The organism is Chryseobacterium geocarposphaerae, assembly GCF_002797535.1.
Lineage (GTDB): Bacteria > Bacteroidota > Bacteroidia > Flavobacteriales > Weeksellaceae > Chryseobacterium > Chryseobacterium geocarposphaerae.
This window is the reverse complement of sequence record NZ_PGFD01000001.1, coordinates 839,533-861,955: the sequence shown is the minus strand read 5'-3', so window position 1 is coordinate 861,955 and position 22,423 is coordinate 839,533. Positions and strand designations below refer to the sequence as shown.

Below are 22,423 nucleotides of genomic sequence, written 5' to 3'. Positions count from 1 at the left end.
AATTTTGCATTATGGATTTAAGAGATCAATTAAAGAACCTTTTTCCTGATCACGAAGAGCAGGACTTTGAGATGCCTGAAGAGCAATTCAAGCAGAAAGAGCCTTTGGTGTGCAAGTTTGAGAAAAAAGGCAGAAACGGTAAACCTGTAACGATTGTTGAAGGTTGGGAAGGAAGTGAGGAAGAGCTTAAGAAAATCTCAAAAAAGATAAAAACCACTCTTGGAATAGGTGGTTCTGAAAAGGACGGAACGATTATTATTCAAGGGGATAATCGTGATAAAATAATGAATATCCTTAAGGAAATGGGATATAAAACTAAAAGAGTCGGCGGATAAATTTTAGAAATAAATTTTGGTTTCCGGCATCATGGCTTTTAGTTTTTCAATGGTTGATTTCTCCATTGGATTGCCCGTTAATATGAGTGTTTTAAGGTTTTTCAGCTTTGAAAATTCGGCTGGAAGATCTTTTAAATCATTATTGGCCAGATTCATACTGACTACATTTTTCAAACCTTTTACTTGAGGTGGAATTTCTTTGATCTTATTCTGACTTACATTTAAAAATTCCAGATTTTTTGATTGAAACAGGTCCTCGGGAAGTTTTGATATGGCATTTTGCTGAAGTTCCAAATATTTTAATTGCTTTGGAAGTTCTAAGTTTCCTAAGTCTTTAATCTGGTTTGTGGCTAAGTTTAATGATTTTAAATTTTTAATCTCATCTAAGTCTTTAGCAATAAAACTGATCTGATTTCCCTGCAAATTAATTTCTTCAAGACTCGGAATTTTTAGTAACGCTTCAGGAAATACGTTCAGGTTATTGGCATCCAAATGAATCACTTTTAATTTCTGAAGTTTCGCCAGATTTGGATTAATACTTGTCAGTTCATTTAAATTGATCGAAAAGCTTTCCAATTTCTGAAGTTCTGCGATTTCATCAGGAATGAATTTAATGCTGTTTCCATTCAGGTTTAGAATTGTCAGTTCTTTTAGTGCAAAAATAGATTCATCCATTTTCTCGAACTTATTTTCCATTAAATTCAGAAAGAAAATTGAGTTTAATTTCTGAATTTCGGGCGGAAGATTGAACATTGCTTTCCCCCTGAAGCTCATACTATAAATGGTTTGTCCACTTTTTACAGCATCTTCCAAGTTGGTATAAGTTGGATATTTTACAGGATCAATCTGTGCTTTTGCCTGTGAAAGAATAAGTATAAAAACAGAAAAAAGGATTTTTTTCATAGATAAAAAAAGCCACCGGTAATTAATGTACCGGCAGCTCAGAATTATTAAGATTATTTTTTCAATAGTTTTAGTGTTTTCTGGAATCCTCCGTCTGCTTCGATATTTAAAATCAAAACTCTTGAAGATTCAAGCTGTTTTGTAAAGTCTAAATCTAAAGCATTGTTTGTTCCCGAGAATTTCTGAGTGAACACAATTTTACCATCCATACTGTAAGCTGTTACCGCCATGTTCTTCAATCCTTTTGGAGAATTGATCTTCACAATTCCTGAGGTTGGGTTTGGAGCAACTGTTACTTCAGCTTCTGCATGTATTTCACCGGTTCCTAAAGATCCGGCAGTTCCTAAATTATTTTTAAGTGCTACTACGATGGTTGCAGATTTTCCAATGTAATTGATTGTATTTCCTGTAGCATCAATATCTGTAGAGATCGTAGAATCCGGGTGCTGAATAGAGAAGAATCCGAATTTATGATCCGGTGTAAAGGTAAGACCGGTTGGTTCTGAACCTGCAGGCATAGACGCGAATAATCTCACTTTTGGATTAGCCTGAGTATGATCCGGAGCAATTACCCAGATGTAATTTTTCCCACCATCCTGTAATACCCAAAGGTTTCCAAGCTCATCAAATGTAAGGTTATCGTTTCCGTCTCCCCATGCTTCCGTTTTTGTTCCCTGAGCCGTTGTAAATGAATAATTTGTAGTAAGGCCTCCTACAAAAGTTTCAACCTGAGAAGCTGTAGTTCCGTTATCCTGCAATCTGTACACTTTATTTAACCCTTTGGCCGTAAAGTAGATTTTGCCGTCAATCGGACTTATATCCACGTCTTCAATCCCATTAAAAGAAGTTCCTCCCAGAGATTGTGCTAAAGCCGTTGTATTATTTTGGTCTGCTTTTGTTTTATTTGGAACCTGAATCCATGTTGCTGTAGTTACAACAGGATCTCCGTTACTTAATCCTTGATCCAGTTTTAAAACATATAAATTTCCTGATGAAAGATTGTTTGGCGTATCCATTACATATTTATATACCATGTGAGTACCTCCGTCTTCCCCGTAATAAGCTGTTGTTCCTGCACTATTGATCACTACGTTTTCGTGATTCATGATTCCCATCTGCCAAAGTTTACCTTTAGAACCGTCAGCATTTTGAGACACTACCTGAGCGGTTGCAGGATCAATTTCTACCAACCATCCATAATCTTTCATTCCATCTCCGTTTACATCACTTGAAGTGGTTTGCTCTTCAGCCGTAACTACAGTTCCCCAAGGTGTAATACCTCCTGAACAGTTTCTGATCGTCTGAACCAGACTTGTAGCAGAGAAACTTACCGCTCTGGATCTTGTTAGCTGCCAAAGTTTGGTAGAAGCATTATAACTAATTTCAGCCATGGTTACTCCTCCCGGATTGGTTTCGTGATTTACAGAAAGATATCCGTCTGCAGAACTTCCGTTTTTCGGAACATAAGCCGTAAAGTCATTTTGTCCTCCTACTAACCCTCCGCCTTCTGTATAGTTATCGCCTTCTTTTAAAATCAGCTGATAGTTATGTTCTACCGGAATAATCAATTTGTTGGTCTGAGCTGTAGGAACAATAGAAGTAAAGCAGCTGATATGATTCGCATTACATGGTACCGGAGTTGTTGATACAACAGTTTTCAGGTAAGCATCTATTCTTAAATCAGAACTCGTTGCGCCTCTGTTATGCAATTCAATAGAGATTCTGTTGTTTCCGTTTACAAATTTAGATTTTGGGATAGAAAATACATTGTATACACTTTCTGCTGCTCCGTCAATGGTTGTACTGGATAAAGTACTGAATGCAATGGTTCCGGTCGGCATATTATCTCTTACGACTTCCTGACCATTCAGATAAACGACGATTCCGTCATCTCTCATCACTCCCAGTTCCATTGTATCGGAAAGATCACTCAGATTTACTGTAAAATCTTTGGCAAAGTAAGCTGTGATAAGACTGTTATTAATTGTTGTAGTTACCGGATCCCCATATCCAAGAGGTCCATTCCCCTGTGACCAGGATGAAATATCAAAATTGGTATCTTTCCACTGATCTGCCAATGCCGTATTAGTATCATTGTACTTCCAAGCGGAATTTTTGTTAAAGACAAAAGTCTGTGCATGAAACACAGTACCCGTCATCAATGCAAGAACTGCAACTGTTAGTAATTTTCTTTTCATTTTTAAATTTCGATTTTTTAGACACTGCAAAGCTATTTTATTGCTTCGAAGCCCTTATTAATAGGACTTTAAATCAGCATCACCTAATATTAATTAATCGAAAACCTAATGTTAATCAAATTAACGGAGTGTTAATTAAATCTAAACGTTGTGAATTTTAAAATAAAACAACCTGCATTTAGAATTAAAATACAGGCTGTTTACTATAATAGAAACTGATAATTGACTTTATTTTTTGCTTACATCCGTTAAAGAATTCAGAAAAGCAATGATCTGTTTTATTTCTGTAGGTGTTAAATTCAATTTATCGGGAGCCAAAGTCTGATTTTTTACTTTTAGTTCAAGACCTTCTCCTCCACCTTCGTTATAAAAATCCAGAACTTCTTCCAGTGTGTTAAAAGCTCCGTTATGGAAATAAGGCCTTGTTAAGGCTATATTTCTTACAGTAACTGTTTTAAATGAGTTCTCATAAATCCATGAGTTTTCTTTTTTTACAGGGCTATTTATTCTTCCTTTATCTGTGTCCAGTTCCAAAGGTTTTTGACTGATCGGTTTTTTGGTGATTCCTAAAACTTCAGACTCATTTTCATTAAAAAACGGCGGAACTAACCCCGAGAAATTCGGGGCAAAATGACAAGTACCGCAATTGGCTTTCCCCATAAACAGATTGAATCCTTTTTGGGCATCTGAAGAAATTTCCCTTTCATTTCTCATGAATTTATCAAAATCGCTCTCATAAGAATATAATGATGCTACGTAAGAACTCAACGCTTTGGAAAAGTTTTCTTTACTCACCTCTCCATTTTTAAAAGCTGCTTTAAAAGCTTTTTTGTATTCCTTTTTTGTTTTTAATTTTTGAATGATGCTTTCATAGCTTGTATTGAATTCATCTTCATTATAAATCACATGCTCTGCCTGCTGTTCAAGGTAAAAAGCTCTTAAATCATAAAAAAATCTTTTTGCAAAAACCGCATTATATAAAGAAGGTGAATTTCTCAAAACAGTCTTTCCTTCTACATTGCTCTGAGATTTCGCTTTTAAATCCGTGAATGCATTTTCAGATAAATGGCAGGTTGCACAACTCATTTTTCCATTGCTGCTTAAGTTTTGATCATAGAAAATTTCTTTTCCCAGCTTTCTCAGGTCAGCATTATCTTCTTCTTTTTTTAGCAGCGTATAAAAATAAGGATCTAAAAAATCACCGCTAAAAAAGTTTTTATTACTGACATTCCATCCTGAAAACTCTTTAAGATCGTCACTTCTTCCGTCCCATTTTCCAAATTCTTCATATAAAGGCTGGATGTATTTTTTGTAAAATTCTATCCTGTCAAAGGTTTCAAAGTTATTATTCTTAGAAAGATATTCTATACCTTCTGCAAGAATTGAATTTGCCTTTTGAATCGTATAGTTTTTAAAATAAGCATCATCATTGATGTATTTTTTCATTCCTAAAAAAGCATGACTGGCTTCTTCAGAGACATTAAGTGAACCAGGAGTATCAAATCCGGTAACACCCAAACTATAAATCCTGATGAGCTCAATTCTTAAGGGTAATGTTCTGTTATTACCTTTACTTAGTCCATTTTTAACTGAGTTTAAGTAAAAACCTGCAAAGCTGTTGTATAAAAAATTGGTAATCGTCTTTATCTCTTCTTTTTGTTCTCCCGCTTCATCAGAGAATATGAGTTCATCCAAAACCTGCAATCCTTCAGGAGGAAGTGTATATGATTTTGTTCCTGCTGCTTCAATGTGAAATAAAGGAGCTGCGTTAAGTTTGGACTTTGTAAATTCAGGATAATGATAAGCAACATAAAATTCAATTTCTTTGAAAGAGTTTCTTGTCGCTTTTAATGATTTTTGAAGGGCTTCCAATGAAATTTTATCCTCAGAAAACTGATCTGCGTCTGACTTCAGCTGTTCAAGTTTGGTTCTAAAATCAGCTAACCCCTTATTGATGATTGTATTTTCAGTTTCAATTCCTTTGTATTCGGGATTGAATGACATGATGGCAAAACCGATTAAAAGAATCACAATAAGCAGCGGATAGGATCTCATGAATTTTTAGCTGCAAAGCTATTGACTGCAGATTACAACAATTTTAATTTTGGGTTAACTAATATTTATATTTTAGATAAGTATTTAGATTTTAAATAGTCTTTCTGTAAAAGAATTTTTATTAATTTTAAACCCCGAAATCAAATTCATTATACTTGAGCGGTCGATTTCTCTATCGACACCGGTTTTAAAATAATGATGAAGGATATTTGGGGACGGATTTTAAAATTGATTGAATCAAATTACAGTTTAAACTATAAAAAAACAGTTGTATGCTAAATAAACTTGCGGCTTCAGAGCTGGTTCTGAACGACGATGGAAGTGTTTATCACTTAAATCTTTTACCTGAAGATATTGCTGAAAAGATCATCCTTGTTGGAGATCCGGATCGTGTAGCAAAGGTTTCAAAATATTTTGACAAGGTAGAAATTAAGAAAAATAAAAGAGAATTTTATACTCATACAGGAACTTTAAGAGGTGAAAGAATCACGGTAATGTCAACCGGAATTGGAACTGAAAACATTGATATCGTAATGAACGAGCTTGATGCTTTGGTGAATATTGATCTTAAAAACAAAGAGTTTAAAACAGAACATTCCGCGCTTCAGTTATTCAGAATGGGAACCTGTGGAAGTGTAAATCCTGATGTACAGGTCGATAATATGCTGGTTACTCAAAATGTTGTTGGCTTGGACGGGTTAATGCATTTTTACCAGGATTATGAGTTTGAAAATGAATTTTCTAGGAATTTCCTGGAGCAGTTTCCATACCCCAAAATCAAGCCTATGCTTTATTTTGCAGACTGGGCAGAAGAATTGGGAGAACTGTATAAGGATGCAAAATATCATGGAAATACTGCTACTTTCCCTGGATTTTATGCACCACAAGGAAGACAGCTTCGTCTAAAAGCCGTTGATGATAAATTTTTGGAAACCTTAAATGATCTTGGAGTGACCAATTTCGAAATGGAAACTTCCGCTATCTATGCCTTGTCTAAACTTTTAGGACATAAAGCGATTACCGTAAACAATGTAATAGCCAACAGAAGACGTGGAGAATTCTCAGCAGACCATCATGCTTCTGAAAAGAACCTGATTGAATGGGTACTGGAGAGAATTATTAAATAAAAAAAGGATTGCATTTTGCAATCCTTTTTTTATTTAATATGGACAATTTTTTTCATATTCCCTTATAATACCACCATAAAACTCTAAGTATGCCTGAAGCATATATTCTCCTAACAAATCCTGAGTTCCGTTATATCCCAAATTAGATTTTTTACCATCTTCATAGGCTTTTTTTCTGATTCCTTTAAACTTTGCGGTAATTTCTTTTTTGAATTCTTTATCTTCAAGTTTTTCTTTGAAGCTATCCATATATTTTTGAAATTCGGGGCAGTTTCTGCCGGCATATTTAAAAGCTTCTATCATTTTATCATATAAGGAACCTATGTTAAAAAGACTCAATTTGTCATAGTCTACGGGCATTACAGCGAAATCATCTTTTGCATTCTTAATATAAAATTTGGAAAGTGCATAATTACAGGCAGCACCACTACAAACCTTCAAATTTGAACCGAAAATCTGTATTTTCCCATCATAAAGCAGCGGCTGGAATGATCTCTTTTTTTTATCGGTAACCTCCCCGTTTTTATCTACATATTTCATATCAAGTCTTTCTATTGCATTGGTAACATCATCATAATCATCAAATATTTTTACTGATTTAACCTCATTTGCACCAAACTTTTCATCTTCTGAACCTTTAGTTTTTTTATAAACAAAATTATAGATATCATCTTTGTCAAAAAAGCCAGGGTAAGTTCCGTTAGGATAGGTATATCCCACGAAAAAGCCATTCACTTTTGAGCCATCTGCCAAGAGAAACTCAACTTTAGGAAGATTTTTTGCCTCATTTTTTCCATAGTATTGCTGACAAAAGAATTTTGTGCTGGTTATGCACATGAAGAGAAGAAGAATTCTAAGTTTCATAGTTATTTGTTGATTTAAAAATTTTTTAATGCTAAAGGTTTTATCTTTTTTGATTACATTTTCAAACATAAAGAAAATTTATGAATTTGCAACTTTTAACACATTATTCTAATGAAACAGTTTATTATGTTATTCATTTTTCATTTGATAAGTAATTTAAAAACATAACAATTTAAAATAAGAAAATATTCATTTATCTTTTTCTCAAATAACAATCTTCCACATGATCATTCACCATTCCTGTCGCCTGCATATGTGCATAAACCACAGTAGAACCCATAAATTTTAATCCTCTTTTTTTAAGATCTTTGGATAAGACATCTGAAACCTCTGTTGTAGCGGGAACGTCTTTCAATGTTTTAGGATTATTATCAATTGGCTTGCCGTCTACAAAACCCCAGATATAATTTGAAAAACTTCCAAACTCTTGTTGAATTTCCTGAAACTTCTGTGCATTGGTAATAGTAGCCAACACTTTTAGTCTGTTTCTTATAATACCAGGATTCTGCATCAATTCTTCTACTTTTTCATCAGAATAACCAGCAATTTTTTTATAATCGAAATTATCAAAAGCTTTTCTGAAGTTTTCTCTTTTTGTAAGAATGGTATACCAGCTCAATCCTGCCTGAAAGCTTTCCAGAACTAAAAATTCAAAAATAGTTTCGTCATCAAATATTGGCTTTCCCCATTCTTCATCATGATATTTTCTATATAAATCATCTTTTTCGCACCATCCGCAACGTATTTTTTCCATAACTGTTTATTTTATTAACTTAAAGATAGGTTTGTTGGTAAAAAGATAACAAAAGTTTATGAAAAATTTAACATCATGCTATAGTTTTAGGAATGGTTATTGTTTATTTCATAATAACAAACACTATAAATATTAATATTATGAACAATTCAGAGTATAACAAAGCTGAAAATGCAGTAAATAACACTGAAAATTCTTTAAAGAATGCGGCAGATAATGTAAAATGGAAAGTTGAAGAATTGGCAGACAGGGCAAAAGATTATATTAATGAAAAAAGAGCCAATGATGAGGAAGCGCAACAAGAAGACTGGCTTGACAGAGTGAAGAATAATGTTTCCGATGCATGGGATGATATTAAAGACAAAGCCAATGATGCGTGGGAAAAAACCAAAGATGCGGCAGAGGATGTAAAAGCAGAATGGAATAAGAAAACAAACTAAAATTTCAGTTATATAAATATTTTCAAGAAAACGGAGTCTTTTTTACAGAAGGCTTCGTTTTTATTATGCTCTAAACACAAATTATTGCTACATTTGTAGGTAAATAAACATTAAAAAATTATGTCATACGGTTTACTTAAAGGCAAAAAGGGAATTATTTTTGGAGCCCTTAATGAACAATCAATCGCATGGAAAGTTGCAGAAAGATGTCATGAAGAAGGTGCTGAGTTTATCTTGTCTAATGCTCCTATCGCTTTGAGAATGGGCGAGCTTAACGGTTTAGCAGAAAAAACCGGTTCTGAAGTAATTGGTGCAGATGCCACTTCTGTTGAAGATCTTGAAAAACTTTTTGACGCTGCAATAGCAAAATTTGGTAAAATCGATTTTATCCTTCACTCTATCGGAATGTCTATTAACGTGAGAAAAGGAAAACATTATACAGAAATGAACTATGACTGGTTGGAAAAAGGCTGGGATATTTCCGCTGTTTCTTTCCATAAAGTGATGAGAGTGGCTTGGGAAAAAGACTGTATGAATGAATGGGGAAGTATTTTAGCGCTTACTTATATTGCAGCTCAGAGAACATTCCCGGATTATAACGATATGTCTGATAATAAAGCTTATCTTGAAAGTATTGCCAGAACTTTCGGAAACTATTGGGGAGAAAGAAAAGTACGTGTAAATACAGTTTCTCAGTCTCCGACAATGACTACTGCAGGAAGCGGAGTAAAAGGTTTCGGAGGATTTTTAGGATATGCAGAAGATATGTCTCCACTAGGAAACGCAACCGCTCTTGAATGTGCAGATTACTGTGTTACACTTTTCTCAGATCTTACTAAAAAAGTAACGATGCAGAACCTTTTCCATGATGGTGGATTCAGCAGCTCAGGAGTTACTCAAAAAGTAATCAGTAAATATGATTCTGAAAATTTTTAATATACTAGAATAGTATTAAAATAAAAAAACCATGCTTTCAGCATGGTTTTTTTATTTTTAGATTTTCTTATTGATTCCAGCCGGAGAATTCACCTTCCACATATCCTCCGTTTACATATCTGGAAGTATCGTTTGTATGCCAAGCATATACTCCGGCAATCATAATACCAAGATCCTGTATGTAATTATAGACTTCGTTTTGATACTCACCGAATGGAGGAAGATGTTCCTGCAGGATTAAGAATTCTTTAAGATATTCATCATGAATTTCCATAGCTTTATGATAAGCATCAATTAAAGATAAATTATTTTCCTTCTGAACTACTTTTACAATATTCATTGTATCACCTTCTCTTCTAAGCTCTTTGGGCAGAGAAATAATATCATTGTGTATCCCAATCAGTAATGAGCAAAGACTATAAATACGTTTTATATGTGGATGGTCAAAAACTTCGTCGGGAAGATTACGGTATTCTTTCTGTAATACTACGTAATCACAGTATGGCTGTACTCCGCTGGTCGCTTCCCTACTAAGGAGATACACCGCCAATGGAGGGACCAGATTTTCCCTGTAATATACTTTCTCTTCAGAATACCCCATAAAAACATACCTGATTGACTTTACAAATCTTGCATATATTTTTTCCGGGATTTCACACTTGATAGCATCCTGTCTTAAAACCCAAAACAAATGGAAAATTCCGTTTTCTTTAGGTTCCTGAGTATCCTCACCGGATAATAATGCAATAATCCTGTTTGTTATCTGATACATTTCATCATATGAACAACGATCAAAATAATCGTCCATCATCGCTCCGTTTGCCGTATAATTTGCCAAAGGCCGCAATTCAGCAATATCTTTTAAAAATGGACATCCTCTTGCAGCAATATCCGTAAGATGATGCTTTTTATGCTTTTCTTTAGCTTCTGCACTGTGGAATGCATATTCTTTATCAATCCAGTCATAATATTCTTCCCGCAATTTCTGCATATCGGGATGAATAAAATCTGGAAAGGGGTAATGGGGTTTGGGAAGATGCTGTAAACCAGCAATAAACTCGTCGTTTGTGCTTGATGTTTTCATAATTATTTTGTATTAATTTAAGGCTGACTAAAATTAATATTAAATCAGATACCACAAGATTTTTTTTCAAAATAATTGTTATTTAAGTTTTTCTATAAATTGTTTCGGCGGAGCCAAAGGCTCCGCCGAAACTTATTAAAAATGTTAATATGAAGTATTTATAAAATTACGGTCTGTATAGAATGTGCAGGTGCGCTCAGCTTTGCAGACATTCCTTCAATCCACAGGTTAGCATCAATATCATTATCTGTATCATTCATGATAACGGTAACCAACTGTCCGTTTTCATTCATAAAAGTGGTTGAAGTAAGAGCTACTCTATTGGATGAACTCCCGATTCGTTGTGCATTAGGTTTAATGAATTTTGAAATATGTCCTACATAATAATATTCATAGGTATAATGAACTTCTCCTGTTTTAGTATTGGCAATAACGGGTGCAAAACAGAAATTCCCGACATGATTAGGACCTCCGGTTTCATCCAAAAGTACGTTCCAGTCTGTCCATAAAGCTGTTCCTTTATTGAAATCATTAATCATATTTCTTCCGTATAATTCTCCCAGTTTTACATCATAGATTTTAGAAAGATCAAACTGTTCTTTACAACCTTCAGTAAAGGCTAAAAACTTATCCGGAAAAGCTCTTTGCGTTTCTGCCAAATTATCAAAAAGCTGGGTTTTATTGTTCCATGTTTCATACCAGTGATACCCAATTCCTGATGCATATTTTGAAGTTTCAGGATCGCTTAAGGTTGTGGTCGCTCTCTGATAGATTAAATCGCGGTTATGATCCCAGATCATCACTTTCTTACCTTTATATCCATTTTTCCAGAGGGTCGGTCCTAAATTATTCTTTAGAAACTCCCCTTCTTCTTCAGCAGTATAAATGCAAGATTCCCAACTTTGTGTTGCCATGGGCTCATTCTGAACAGTCAGTCCCCAAATATTGATTCCCCGTTTTTCGTATTCTTTGATGAATCTGACATAATAATCTGCCCAAGTCTGGTAATATTGGTTTTCTAACCTTCCTCCTTTATATAGGCTCTTATTAGATTTCATCCAGGCCGGTGGACTCCAGGGTGAAAAATAAAAGGTAAAATCTTTCCCGATTGCTTTCTGAGCTTCCTTAATCATTGGAATTTTATACTTCTCATCATGCGCTACATTGAATGTTTTTAAAGAAGTATCATTATCCTGAACATAGGTATAGGAATCGCTTGAAAAATCGCAAGAATTCATATTGGTACGGACAACCGTATATCCCAGTCCGTTTTTGCCATAGTAAGCCTCAAGAATTTCTTTCTGCTTTTCCTTTGGCATTTTATAAAAGGTTTCGGCGGCTGCATCTGTAATTGCCCCTCCTATTCCTATCAGCTTTTGATATTTAAAATCCGGATCTACAAAGATACAGGCATCTGTTTCTTTGGGTTGACCAAATTTCTCAAATCTCACCGTTCCTTTATCAACCATTTTCTCATTGGTTTTAGAATTGGTAAGGTAAACTTTTGCTGTTTTGCCTGCATTCTTTTTCCAGTACTGTTGTGCGTTTGCATTGAAAGCTATTCCAATTAAAAGGCAACTTACAATTAATCTCTTCATTATATCTTTTCTTATTTTATATATTAAAATCACCCCGGCAAAAATTCTTCCGAATTTTCGCCCTCCTCCATAGGAGGGTAATTTTAATCTTAATTATTTTTATAAACTCTTACATAGTCTATGTAATATTTCTGGGGAAAAATGGTGTCATCAATTCCCTCTTTTCCGCCCCACATTCCGCCGATCGCCAGATTTAAAATGATAAAATAGGGCTTATCAAATGGCCAGGTTTCATAGGTTTTGGCTTCATTCTCATAAGAGAAAAACTTTTTTTCATCAATATAAAAATCAATCTTTTCGGGAGTCCAATCTGCTTTATAGACATGAAATTTTTCACTGGCATCCTCTACTTTTAAGGTATCTGTCTTTTGTGTTGCCATTAAGTGATTATAATTTTTTGTATGAATTGAGGCATGGATAAAACCCTGATGATAACCTACATGTTCCATAATATCTATTTCTCCGTCGTTAGGCCATTTTTTCAGATCTTCGCTTAACATCCAGATTGCAGGCCATGTTCCGCGACCTTTGGGAAGTTTTGCCCTTACTTCGATAGTTCCGTATTTAAATGCAAATTTTCCTCTGGTAAGAAGTCTTGCCGAAGTATATTTACTTCCTTCCCAGTTTTCTTTCCGTGCTTCTATTACTAAGTTTCCTTTTTCCACTCTTGCATTTTCCAGCCGGTCTTTTGTATAGAACTGAGATTCCTCATTTCCAAAGCCATGACCACCGACGTCGTAATTCCATTTGGAAGAATCAGGTAATCCCTTATAATTAAATTCATCGCTCCAAATTAATTTCTTTTTTGAATCAGGTTTGTTGGAAGCACAATTCAATGACGAAAAAGCTAAAGTTCCGCCAATGAATAAATGGAATATATGTTGAAGTTTTATTTTCAATGTTTTGAATTTATAATGATTATTTTCAACGTTTGTCATTCTGACGAAGGAAGAATCTCTAACAATGGTTGAGATTCTTCAATCCGTTTCGCTTCTTTCAGAATGACAAAACTAAAACGTTAAGCCTTATACCGCCAAAAGCGGGTTTCATCCCGCTCTTAGTCATTAAAATTCTATTATTTTGACCAATTAATTCTTTTAGTCTGAACATTTTGAGAATCGGTTCCGATCATAATATCGAATTCTCCGCCTTCCCAATCATAATTCAGCTCATCATCATAAAACTTTAAATTTTCCGGAGTTAAAGTAAAATTAAGAGTTTTGTTTTCTCCTTTTTTAATAAAAACTTTCTGGAAGCCCTTCAACTCCTTCACGGGTCTTACAACCTTTCCAAACAAATCTCTGATATACAGCTGAACTACTTCTTCTCCATCATATTTTCCTGTATTGGCAACGTTAACACTTATATTTAAAGTCTGATTGCCCTTAAGATTAGTCGAGCTCAGATTCATATCAGAATATTTAAATTGGGTATAGCTTAAACCAAATCCAAACGGAAATTTCGGATCATTGTCCAAATCGATGTATGCTGAAACATAATTCCTGTCCGTATTGTTTTTTGCAGGTCTTCCCGTGTTATAATGATTATAATAAACAGGAACCTGCCCTTCCGTTCTCGGGAATGTCATCGGTAGTTTTCCTCCCGGATTTACCGTCCCGAAAAGAACATCTGCAATTGAATTTCCAGCTTCCGTTCCCAGCCACCAAGTGTATAAGATCGCCGGAATATTATCTGCCGCCCAGTTAAACACCAACGGTCTTCCCGCGTTGATCATCAGTACAATTGGCTTTCCAGTTTTTGCGATTTCTTTTAACAGATCTTCCTGAACACCTGAAAAATGGATATTGCTTCTACTTTTTGCCTCACCGCTCATGTCATGACCTTCCCCTAAAGTCATGATGACAACATCTGCTTTTTTTGCTGTTTCCACGGCTTCTGCAAACATCGATTTGTCCTGATCATCAACATTAGCGCCTTTTGCATACAATAATGTTGAGTTTTTATCTAATTGATTTTTAATTCCATCAAATTGAGTAATAATTCTTTGATTATCATCTTTAAAGGCAATCGACCAGAAACCGTGATTAGCCGAGGTTTCCTTACCGAAAGGACCAATCAAGGCAATCGTTTTTGTTGATCTTGAAAGAGGCAGAATATTGTTTTGATTTTTAAGCAATACGATACTTTTTGAACCAAACTCTCTTCCGAATTTTCTGTTTTCCTGATTATTTAACTGCTCTTTTTGTCTCTTCTCGTTGCTGAATCTGTAAGGATCATCAAATAATCCCATTTCAAATTTTTTAATTAAAATTCTTCTCACTGCATCATCAATAAACTTAGGGTCCACTTTTCCCTCCTGTACCAGTTTTGGAAGTTCGGCCATATAAGCCCGGCTTTCCATATCCATATCACTTCCTGCAAGAATTGCTTTTTCCGCAGCTTCTTTATTGTCTTTTGCATACCCATGAGGAACCATTTCTCCGATACTTCCCCAGTCTGAAACCACAAAGCCTTTATAATTCCATTTTCCTTTTAATAAGTCTCTGAGAATATATTTGTTTGCCGTTGCCGGAATTCCGTTAATATCGTTAAAGGAATTCATAAAAGTAGCAACTCCTGCTTCTGCAGCCGCTTTAAAAGGAGGAAGATAGGTTTCGTTCAATTGTCTTAAACTCATATCGACGGAATTATAATCTCTTCCGCCCACTGCCGCTCCGTACGCAGCGAAATGTTTTGCACAAGCCATAATTGCATCAAGATTTCCTAAACCTTTTCCCTGAAAGCCTCTTACTCTTGCTAAACCAATCTGCGTCCCTAAATACGTATCTTCACCCGAACCTTCCATTACTCTTCCCCATCTCGGATCTCTCGCAATGTCGACCATTGGTGCAAAAGTCCAGTGAATTCCATAAGCCGAAGCTTCGGTCGCGGCAATTCTTTCTGATTTTTCTATTAATCCTAAATCCCAGCTCGCAGCCTGACCAATATTTACCGGAAATGTTGTTCTGTATCCGTGAATAACATCCTGACCAAATAATAAAGGAATTCTTAATCTGGATTTTAAAGCTAATTCCTGAAATTTTCTGGTTTCTTCCGCTCCGGCTACATTAAGCATAGAACCTACTTTCCCTTGTTTTATTTCGTTTAAAACATTTGCAGAATTCGAATTCTGAGGACCTGTTGCATACTCAAATCCGCTGTATTGAACTAACTGTCCAACCTTTTCTTCCAATGTCATTTTTGACAACAGTTCAGAGACTTTCTGATCAATGGTCTTTTGCCCAAACAGATTTAATCCTAACGCTGTAAATGCTAATAAGAAATAAATTCTTTTCATGATTTTAAAAAATATAAGTTGCAACAGAGTTTCCGGTAATCTTTACTGGAGCTGTTTTCTGATTGTATTTTATATTGAATGTTTTATCCGTCGAATTGCTATTCTGAACAATCAAAACCGTTTTTCCTGCAGGCGTTTTAAATGCCACTGTTGAAAGGTTATCTCCTTGTGTTGATCCAATTCTTTGTGAGTTTGCGGGAACAAATTTTGAAACATGCGCTATAATATAATAGGCTACATTTTTGTCATACCCTGTGGCATTATTAATTGTAATTGCTCCTTTACATTGTGTACAGCCTCCCGGTGTGTGTGGTCCGAACGATGCATCGTTTGCTACATTCCATTCCAGTGCCGTCTTACTCCAGTTTCTCATTGAGCCAATAATAACATTTTTTATGTGCCAATCCAAATCCCCAGAGAAAGTTCCTGTAGAACTTGTCCATTGTTCCGTAAAATAAACGTTTTTATTGGGAAATAAATTGTGAACTGTACTCAATGCAGAAATATCTCCTGCATATAAATGGAAAGCAGATCCATCAACATAAGGATTGGCCACAGCATCATTTAAAACAGCCAACGGATAAGCCGGATTGTCGCAATTATGATCGTAGGCAATGATTTTAGTATTAATATTAGCCGCCTGGAAAGCTGGTCCTAAATGAGTTTTAATAAAAGTTGCCTGATCTCCGGCAGACATATACATGCTTGGATTATTACCTGGATGTAAAGGTTCATTTTGAGGAGTAATGGCATCAATTTTTATTCCCTGGGCCTGCATTGCCTGAATATATTTTACAAAATATTGAGCATATGTTCCATAAAATTCAGGTTTTAGACTTCCCCCTATACTGCTACCATTATCTTTCATCCAAACCGGGGGAGACCATGGGGTTGCTAAAATCTTAATTGTAGGGTTAATGGCCAAAATATCCTTCAACATCTGAATCACAGCTTGATCTTTCACTAAACTAAACTGAGAAAGTGTAGGATCGGTCTGTCCTGCAGGCATATCATCATAAGAAAACACTTCACTGTTCAAATCTGAAGCTCCAATGCTGATTCTTAAATAACTCACTCCAATTCCTGAATTACCGAATAGATCATTTAATAGCTCTTGCTTTTTGGTGGCATTCAGCTGATTGATTACCTGAACACTTCCTCCTGTAAGCGTATATCCGAACCCATCGATATTCTGGAATACCTGTGAAGCATCTACCTCAATGGTAGTTCCTGTATTTGAAGTACCTGAAAAATACGCTGTACTTTGTTGTTGCAGTTTTACCGACTGATCTCCTTTTGTTAACCACATTTGTACGGGATCTCCAGAGGTATCTCCGTTTCCTCCTGAATTATCACCATTTCCGGTCACATCAGCACTACTGCAGTTTAAAAAAGAAAGAAGTGCTACACCGCAGAGTGCAGCACTTCTAAGTACGAAACTATATGAATATTGTGAAATCATATCAAATTAATATTGCAAAAAATTATTGCATTCTACGAAATTCTACTTTATCAACACTTAAGCTGTTGACAGTGGATCCTCCACATTTAATTTCTAAATAAACAGTTCCGGTAGTTGTTGCTGTATAAATACCTCCATTTTTAGAACCATCACATCCTACCGATGACACTTTCCCTTTGAATGCAGACTTTCCACATCCTGACCAAGTATTGATATTTCTGTAAACTGATCCCGATATATCCTGGCCTGTAACCGGTATGCTATTTAAAACATAAACCTCAAACCATGTATCTACTAAAGCCGTATCAGATGAGGCAACCATATCTATTGAATATTTTTGTCCGGCAACAACATTTATAGCCTGATAAATACCTTGTTGTGAACCACCCGATGCAACAATAGTAGCTTTACCATTTGCAAAAACCCATTGTGCACCAGAAGCACTTATTTTGTGAATTGTCCATTTTGAAACTTCATCGGGAGTATCAAATCTACCGCCAAGAATCATATTTCCTGCTATTGGATCTGATGTAGGAACTGTGATAGTCTGAGTTCCCGTACCAGCAAGAATACCACCAATTCCATATGCTTGGTGTTCTATGACATAGTTTCCTGCATCAGGAAGAAAAATATCCTGTATATTCTTTCCAATATTAAAACCTTCATCATCTATATTCCATTTTGTAGTAATGTAATTAGTGGCGTTTGTTGTCAGCCGATATCTGTTTTCGGATGTTTTTGTAACTTTAAAAGAACCATCTACAGCTCCCTGGGAAAGCCCATTGCCATCTCCATCAATAGTATCCGGAGAGCAATTTGCCAAGAAGAATATTGCTGATCCTAGTAAAAAGGATTTATTAATATATTTAGTTATCATGTTGTTAAATGTTTTAGTTAGTAACCAGGGTTTTGCTTCAAAATTGTTCCTGTAAGCTCTGTGAGAGGTATTGGCATAATTTCATTTTTACCTGCTATAAATCCTTTAGAGGATAATTTTGTGGCAGCTTCTCCCCATCTTACTAAATCAAAAAATCTATGACCTTCACCTGCTAATTCTCTTCTTCTCTCGTCTTTAATAGCTTGCATAGACACAGGAACAGGCGCTAAACCCACTCTTGATCTTACTGCATCTAACAAAGCTTGGGCTCTAGCCCCTGTCCCATTAAGCGCTTCTGCCTCCATCAAATATGTATCAGCTAGTCTTATAACAATATAGTTTTGACGATAATTAAGCTCAGTAACACCCAAGGTTGATTTTTTATCAGCAGTAGGCATGTATTTGTTAAGAAAATAACCCGTATCCTTATAAGCAGGTGCATAATCTGCTTTATTTTGCGCTTTTAATGTATTCATATTCAAAATAGTAGCATTTACACGAGGATCATTTTGCATAAAATTAAAAAGATCTGTAGTAACTGTATTAAAAGCCCAACCTGAAACAATATCTGGCGCATTATCAGCAGGATTTTGTTGAATAACTCTGGTATAAGATCTTGGCGCCGTCATCACGCAAATAGAATTTCCTTCATCTTTGCCTTGCCCCCAAAAGCTCCAATCAGATTTCCCTTGGTCACTATGGGATGCTTCAATAATAGATTCTGAAGTAAATTCATAAGGATCTGCAGTCCCACTTGCTGCTAATCCTGCTTTCCAAAGATCATTATAATTTGCTAATAGTTTATATCCATATTGACTGGTTCCACCCGGAGTTCCATTTACATCTGCAAATTGTGCAGCAGCTTCTGCTTTTTTATTTTCATATAAATATACTTTACCTAAAAGAGCTTTTGCCGCACCTTGCGTTAATCTACCATTTTGCTCTCCACTTACCATCATCGGAAGATAAGGCAAAGCTTCGTTCAAGTCCTTTTCTATTTGAGCGTAAACTTCTGCTTTTGAAACTTGGGGAACGTTATAAAAATCATCTGTCGCTTCAAAAGGTTTTAAAATAAGTGGAATATTTCCGAAAACTCTTAACAAATCAAAATAATATAAAGCTCGAAGAGTTTTTGCTTCTGCAATAAAACGTTTTTTCAAAGTTTCATCCATCACCGCATTAGGTGCATTTAGGATAAGCGCGTTTGCTCTTGCAATACCTTGATAATAATCTTTCCAGTAACTTGCAGGCATTGTATTTGGATTGATTTGAAAACTTGACGCTCCTTGAATGCCTGCTCCGTCAGTAGCACTACCACCACCCGCATAGAAATCATCTGAGGCTGCATTGAAAAAAGTAACCATATTTTCAAAGCCACCTGCATATTTTCTCATTACGTCATATGTACCTATAAGACCAAAAAAACATTCTTGTTCATTTCTGAAAAAGTTATCTCCGGCAAATGCTCCTTTGTATTCTTTTTCTTCTAAAGTTTCGTTATTACAAGCTACATTAAGTGTTGATATACTTATTAAAAATGAAGCTGCTATTGATATTTTTAAAAATTTATTTTTCATTGTACTAAAATTAGAAAGTTACATTAGCTCCCAACATAAAAGTTCTTGCCTGAGGATAAAACGCTCTATCTATACCAAAAGAATCTCCTGCTGCAATTTCTGGATCATACCCTGTATATTTTGTGAAAGTAATTAGGTTTTCGGCAGTTACATAGAAGCGTAGTTTGTTTACACCAAAGTTTTGGGTGATATCTTGCGGAAGTGTATAACCTAATTGGATTAATTTAATTCTGAAGTAATCCCCTTTTTGCAGATACCAGTCAGATAGCCTTGAGTAGTTTTTATTTGCGTCTGCTCTTGTTAGTCTTGGATTTTCATTCGTAGAACCTTCTCCCGTCCACCTGTCTAAGATCTTGGTTTGATAATTGGCATCTAACATATCCAATCTTCTTAGCCCCTGAAAGATTTTGTTTCCTCCGGCACCTTGTCCAAATACCATAAAATCCCAATTTTTATAGCTTAGATTTAAAGTAGCTCCGAAATTATATTTAGGAATTGAGCTTCCCAAATTCACTTTATCTAAATCATCAATTACACCATCACCATTAGAATCTGCCCAGATAAAATCTCCAGGTTTCGCGTCTGTCTGAAGCATTTGCCCCTTAGAATTGACATAAGCATTAATCTGTGCCTGATTTTGGAAAACACCTAAAGTTTTGAAACCATAGAAAGAATTATAAGCATCTCCTACTACAATTCTCTGTATTGGTCCCATAGACTGAAAGCCCGCTCCATCCAAATATTTCGTTCCCTGCTCAAGTGATAAAACTTCATTTTTATTGTAAGCAAAGTTGGTATTTACGGAAACTGTAAAGTCATTCCATGTTTTTTTGTAACCTAATTCTACCTCTATCCCTTTATTACTCATATCTCCAATATTGGCCACATAAGATCCTGTAACTCCTACATACCCTGGAATTTGAACAGGTCTTAGAATATCCGATGTTTTTTTGTCATAAACATCAACTGTTAGAGTAAAATTTTTAAAAAGTCTTAAATCTGCTGCAATGTTGGTTTGTGTAGTTGTTTCCCATTTCAAATCTTTATTCTCTAGACCATTTTGCAAATACCCAATTAATACACCTCCTGATCCACTAGTATAGTTGGCTCCAGAAATATAGAATTTTGAAAATTTATAAGCCTCAATACCATCGTTTCCTAAAGTTCCGTAACCTCCTCGAAATTTTAAGCTATTTATCACATCGTTTTCCGGCCAGAAGCTTTCTTTATCAACATTCCATCCTAAAGAGAATGAAGGGAATACTCCCCAATGGTGATTTGCTCCAAACAATGAAGAACCATCATATCTTAATGTACCTGTAAATAAGTATTTATTTTTAAAGTCATAAATCACACGTCCAAAATAAGAAGCTTTGTTCCATTCCTGATTATCCCATGCTGAAGAAGTTTGGTTAGCCAACGGAACTTCAAAGTTGAAGGAAGCATCTTCATAGCTGCTGATCGGAAGCCCCTTATGAGTAACAGTTTGGCCACTTCCAATATTGTAATCATAGTATCCTGTTCCCAAAAGCACATTCAGATTATGATCTCCAAATTTATTTTGATAATTCAAGGTGTTTTCAAAACTCCATTCAAATTTGTTTTGAGTAGTGCGACTTAAACTGTTTAGAAGTAAATTGCTGTACGTAGCACTTAAATAGAAAAGTGGAGTGAAATTCTGGCTTCCCCAATATGCTTTTTTACCGTTTAATGAAGATTTAAACGTAAAATGATTTAAAAACTTCACTTCTGCAAAAACATTAGCAATAAAATCGTCTGACCAGTTAGTGTTTCCTAATTGTGTATATTTAAACGCTCTTGGATTAGACATTTCCTGGTTTACATAAGGCGAAATTCCGTACGGATTCCCATTTTCATCTCTCAAAATATGTTCATTGGTATATAAAGCAGAATTTACCTGTGACCAATCTGTTACGACAACAGGAGTGATGGGATCCAAATTCACCGCAGAACTTAAAGGGCCGCCAAACTCACCATTAGCATTAATCCCTTGGTTTTTTTGGTTGGTATACGCAAAAGTTTGGCCCACAGTCAGCCAATCGGTTACTTTATGAGTTGAGTTTAAACGTCCTGTTAATCTTTTATAATAAGAAATATCACTCATTACGATACCAGTCTGATCGTAATATCCAAATGACGCAAAGTAAGTAGATTTTTCGTTTCCGCCTTGTATACTGATCTCGTGGTTCTGTCTTGCTCCCGTTCCGAAAATTTCATCCTGCCAATCAGTTCCTTTTCCAAACGATGCCGGATTTTGGAATCTTACAGCTTGTCCGTCATTTGCAAAACCTTCATTGATGACAGTCGCATATTGTGTAGCATCCAAAAGATCCAGTTTTCTTGCGGCATTACTCACCCCGAAGAAACCGTTGTAGGATAAACTAAGTTTTCCTTTTTTACCCTTTTTGGTGGTTACCAAAATAACCCCTCTTGCTGCAGAAACTCCGTAAATAGCAGAAGAAGCACCATCTTTCAAAACTTCAATACTTTCGATATCACTTTGACTTAGCCAGCCTATACCGTCAACAACAATACCATCAACAACCCAAAGCGGATCGTTATTTGAAGAATAACTTGTAACCCCTCTCACACGGATAGTTGCTGATGCTCCAGGTTGTCCAGAATTTGAAACTACATTTACTCCGGCAGCTCTCCCTTGAAGAACTTGTTCTGGCTTTCCTGCAGGTATAGCTTCAATATCACTGGCTCTAATACTTGCAATCGCTCCCGTTACATTACTCTTCTTCTGAGTACCATAACCGATCATTACCACTTCCTCAATTTTTTGCTCTTTAGGGAGAGTGTCTTTCTTTGTGTTCTGGGCACTGAAGTTGGCAGTAAAATAGAGTACTGCAACCAGCCCTAAACTTCTTGATATTTTTACATTCATATAC

17 protein-coding genes are annotated in these 22,423 nt (G+C 35.6%); 4 read left to right on the top strand and 13 right to left on the bottom strand.

The features are described from left to right. The first annotated feature begins 11 nt into the window (after positions 1 to 11). Positions 12 to 335, top strand: a complete 324-nt coding sequence (locus CLV73_RS03725) for a translation initiation factor (RefSeq protein WP_100375524.1) — start codon at positions 12 to 14, stop codon at positions 333 to 335. A 3-nt stretch (positions 336 to 338) separates the two neighbouring features. On the opposite strand, the gene CLV73_RS03720 is transcribed toward CLV73_RS03725, so the two are convergent. The 3 genes from CLV73_RS03720 to CLV73_RS03710 all read right to left on the bottom strand — a co-directional run bounded on the left by CLV73_RS03720 (position 339) and on the right by CLV73_RS03710 (position 5,491). Continuing rightward, positions 339 to 1,238, bottom strand: coding sequence for a leucine-rich repeat domain-containing protein (locus CLV73_RS03720; RefSeq protein WP_100375523.1), 900 nt, complete (start codon positions 1,236 to 1,238; stop codon positions 339 to 341). 53 nt (positions 1,239 to 1,291) lie between these two features. Beyond that, positions 1,292 to 3,436 carry an alkaline phosphatase PhoX gene (locus CLV73_RS03715; RefSeq protein ID WP_100375522.1) on the bottom strand — a complete coding sequence of 715 codons (2,145 nt, stop codon included), beginning with the start codon at positions 3,434 to 3,436 and terminating at the stop codon, positions 1,292 to 1,294. A gap of 228 nt (positions 3,437 to 3,664) precedes the next feature. Beyond that, on the bottom strand, positions 3,665 to 5,491 hold the full coding sequence (locus CLV73_RS03710) for a cytochrome-c peroxidase (protein WP_100375521.1): 1,827 nt from the start codon (positions 5,489 to 5,491) through the stop codon (positions 3,665 to 3,667). A gap of 272 nt (positions 5,492 to 5,763) precedes the next feature. On the opposite strand from CLV73_RS03710, the gene CLV73_RS03705 reads away from it, so the two are divergent. Further along, positions 5,764 to 6,618, top strand: a complete 855-nt coding sequence (locus CLV73_RS03705) for a nucleoside phosphorylase (protein ID WP_100375520.1) — start codon at positions 5,764 to 5,766, stop codon at positions 6,616 to 6,618. 33 nt (positions 6,619 to 6,651) lie between these two features. Here the strand turns inward: CLV73_RS03705 and CLV73_RS03700 are convergent, their stop codons facing one another. Both CLV73_RS03700 and CLV73_RS03695 read right to left on the bottom strand, forming a co-directional pair. Continuing rightward, a complete protein-coding gene (locus CLV73_RS03700; protein WP_157798717.1) occupies positions 6,652 to 7,482 on the bottom strand; it encodes a hypothetical protein in 831 nt (276 codons plus the stop codon). Between the two features lie 193 nt (positions 7,483 to 7,675). After that, the gene (locus CLV73_RS03695) at positions 7,676 to 8,236 is read right to left on the bottom strand and encodes a DNA-3-methyladenine glycosylase I (RefSeq protein WP_100375518.1); all 561 of its coding nucleotides are present in this window, start codon (positions 8,234 to 8,236) and stop codon (positions 7,676 to 7,678) included. Between the two features lie 140 nt (positions 8,237 to 8,376). On the opposite strand from CLV73_RS03695, the gene CLV73_RS03690 reads away from it, so the two are divergent. After that, positions 8,377 to 8,676 (top strand): hypothetical protein, encoded by a 300-nt coding sequence (locus CLV73_RS03690; RefSeq protein WP_100375517.1) that lies wholly within the window; start codon positions 8,377 to 8,379, stop codon positions 8,674 to 8,676. A 120-nt stretch (positions 8,677 to 8,796) separates the two neighbouring features. Further along, entirely contained in the window at positions 8,797 to 9,612 is an 816-nt protein-coding gene (locus CLV73_RS03685; protein ID WP_100375516.1) for an enoyl-ACP reductase FabI, read from the top strand. Between the two features lie 67 nt (positions 9,613 to 9,679). On the opposite strand, the gene CLV73_RS03680 is transcribed toward CLV73_RS03685, so the two are convergent. The 8 genes from CLV73_RS03680 to CLV73_RS03645 all read right to left on the bottom strand — a co-directional run bounded on the left by CLV73_RS03680 (position 9,680) and on the right by CLV73_RS03645 (position 22,419). Beyond that, a complete protein-coding gene (locus tag CLV73_RS03680) occupies positions 9,680 to 10,696 on the bottom strand; it encodes a terpene synthase family protein (RefSeq protein WP_100375515.1) in 1,017 nt (338 codons plus the stop codon). A 158-nt stretch (positions 10,697 to 10,854) separates the two neighbouring features. Next, positions 10,855 to 12,294 (bottom strand): glycoside hydrolase family 30 protein, encoded by a 1,440-nt coding sequence (locus tag CLV73_RS03675; protein ID WP_100375514.1) that lies wholly within the window; start codon positions 12,292 to 12,294, stop codon positions 10,855 to 10,857. 89 nt (positions 12,295 to 12,383) lie between these two features. Beyond that, positions 12,384 to 13,193 carry a glycoside hydrolase family 16 protein gene (locus CLV73_RS03670; protein WP_228424220.1) on the bottom strand — a complete coding sequence of 270 codons (810 nt, stop codon included), beginning with the start codon at positions 13,191 to 13,193 and terminating at the stop codon, positions 12,384 to 12,386. A gap of 176 nt (positions 13,194 to 13,369) precedes the next feature. After that, positions 13,370 to 15,592: a beta-glucosidase BglX gene (gene bglX / locus CLV73_RS03665; RefSeq protein ID WP_100375512.1), complete on the bottom strand. Its 2,223-nt coding sequence runs from the start codon at positions 15,590 to 15,592 to the stop codon at positions 13,370 to 13,372. A 4-nt stretch (positions 15,593 to 15,596) separates the two neighbouring features. Continuing rightward, positions 15,597 to 17,054 (bottom strand): glycoside hydrolase family 30 protein, encoded by a 1,458-nt coding sequence (locus tag CLV73_RS03660; protein ID WP_100375511.1) that lies wholly within the window; start codon positions 17,052 to 17,054, stop codon positions 15,597 to 15,599. A 22-nt stretch (positions 17,055 to 17,076) separates the two neighbouring features. Continuing rightward, the gene (locus CLV73_RS03655; RefSeq protein WP_157798716.1) at positions 17,077 to 17,931 is read right to left on the bottom strand and encodes a hypothetical protein; all 855 of its coding nucleotides are present in this window, start codon (positions 17,929 to 17,931) and stop codon (positions 17,077 to 17,079) included. A gap of 17 nt (positions 17,932 to 17,948) precedes the next feature. Further along, positions 17,949 to 19,508: a RagB/SusD family nutrient uptake outer membrane protein gene (locus CLV73_RS03650; protein ID WP_100375509.1), complete on the bottom strand. Its 1,560-nt coding sequence runs from the start codon at positions 19,506 to 19,508 to the stop codon at positions 17,949 to 17,951. 10 nt (positions 19,509 to 19,518) lie between these two features. Further along, positions 19,519 to 22,419, bottom strand: coding sequence for a SusC/RagA family TonB-linked outer membrane protein (locus CLV73_RS03645; protein ID WP_100375508.1), 2,901 nt, complete (start codon positions 22,417 to 22,419; stop codon positions 19,519 to 19,521). Between the last annotated feature and the right edge of the window lie 4 nt (positions 22,420 to 22,423).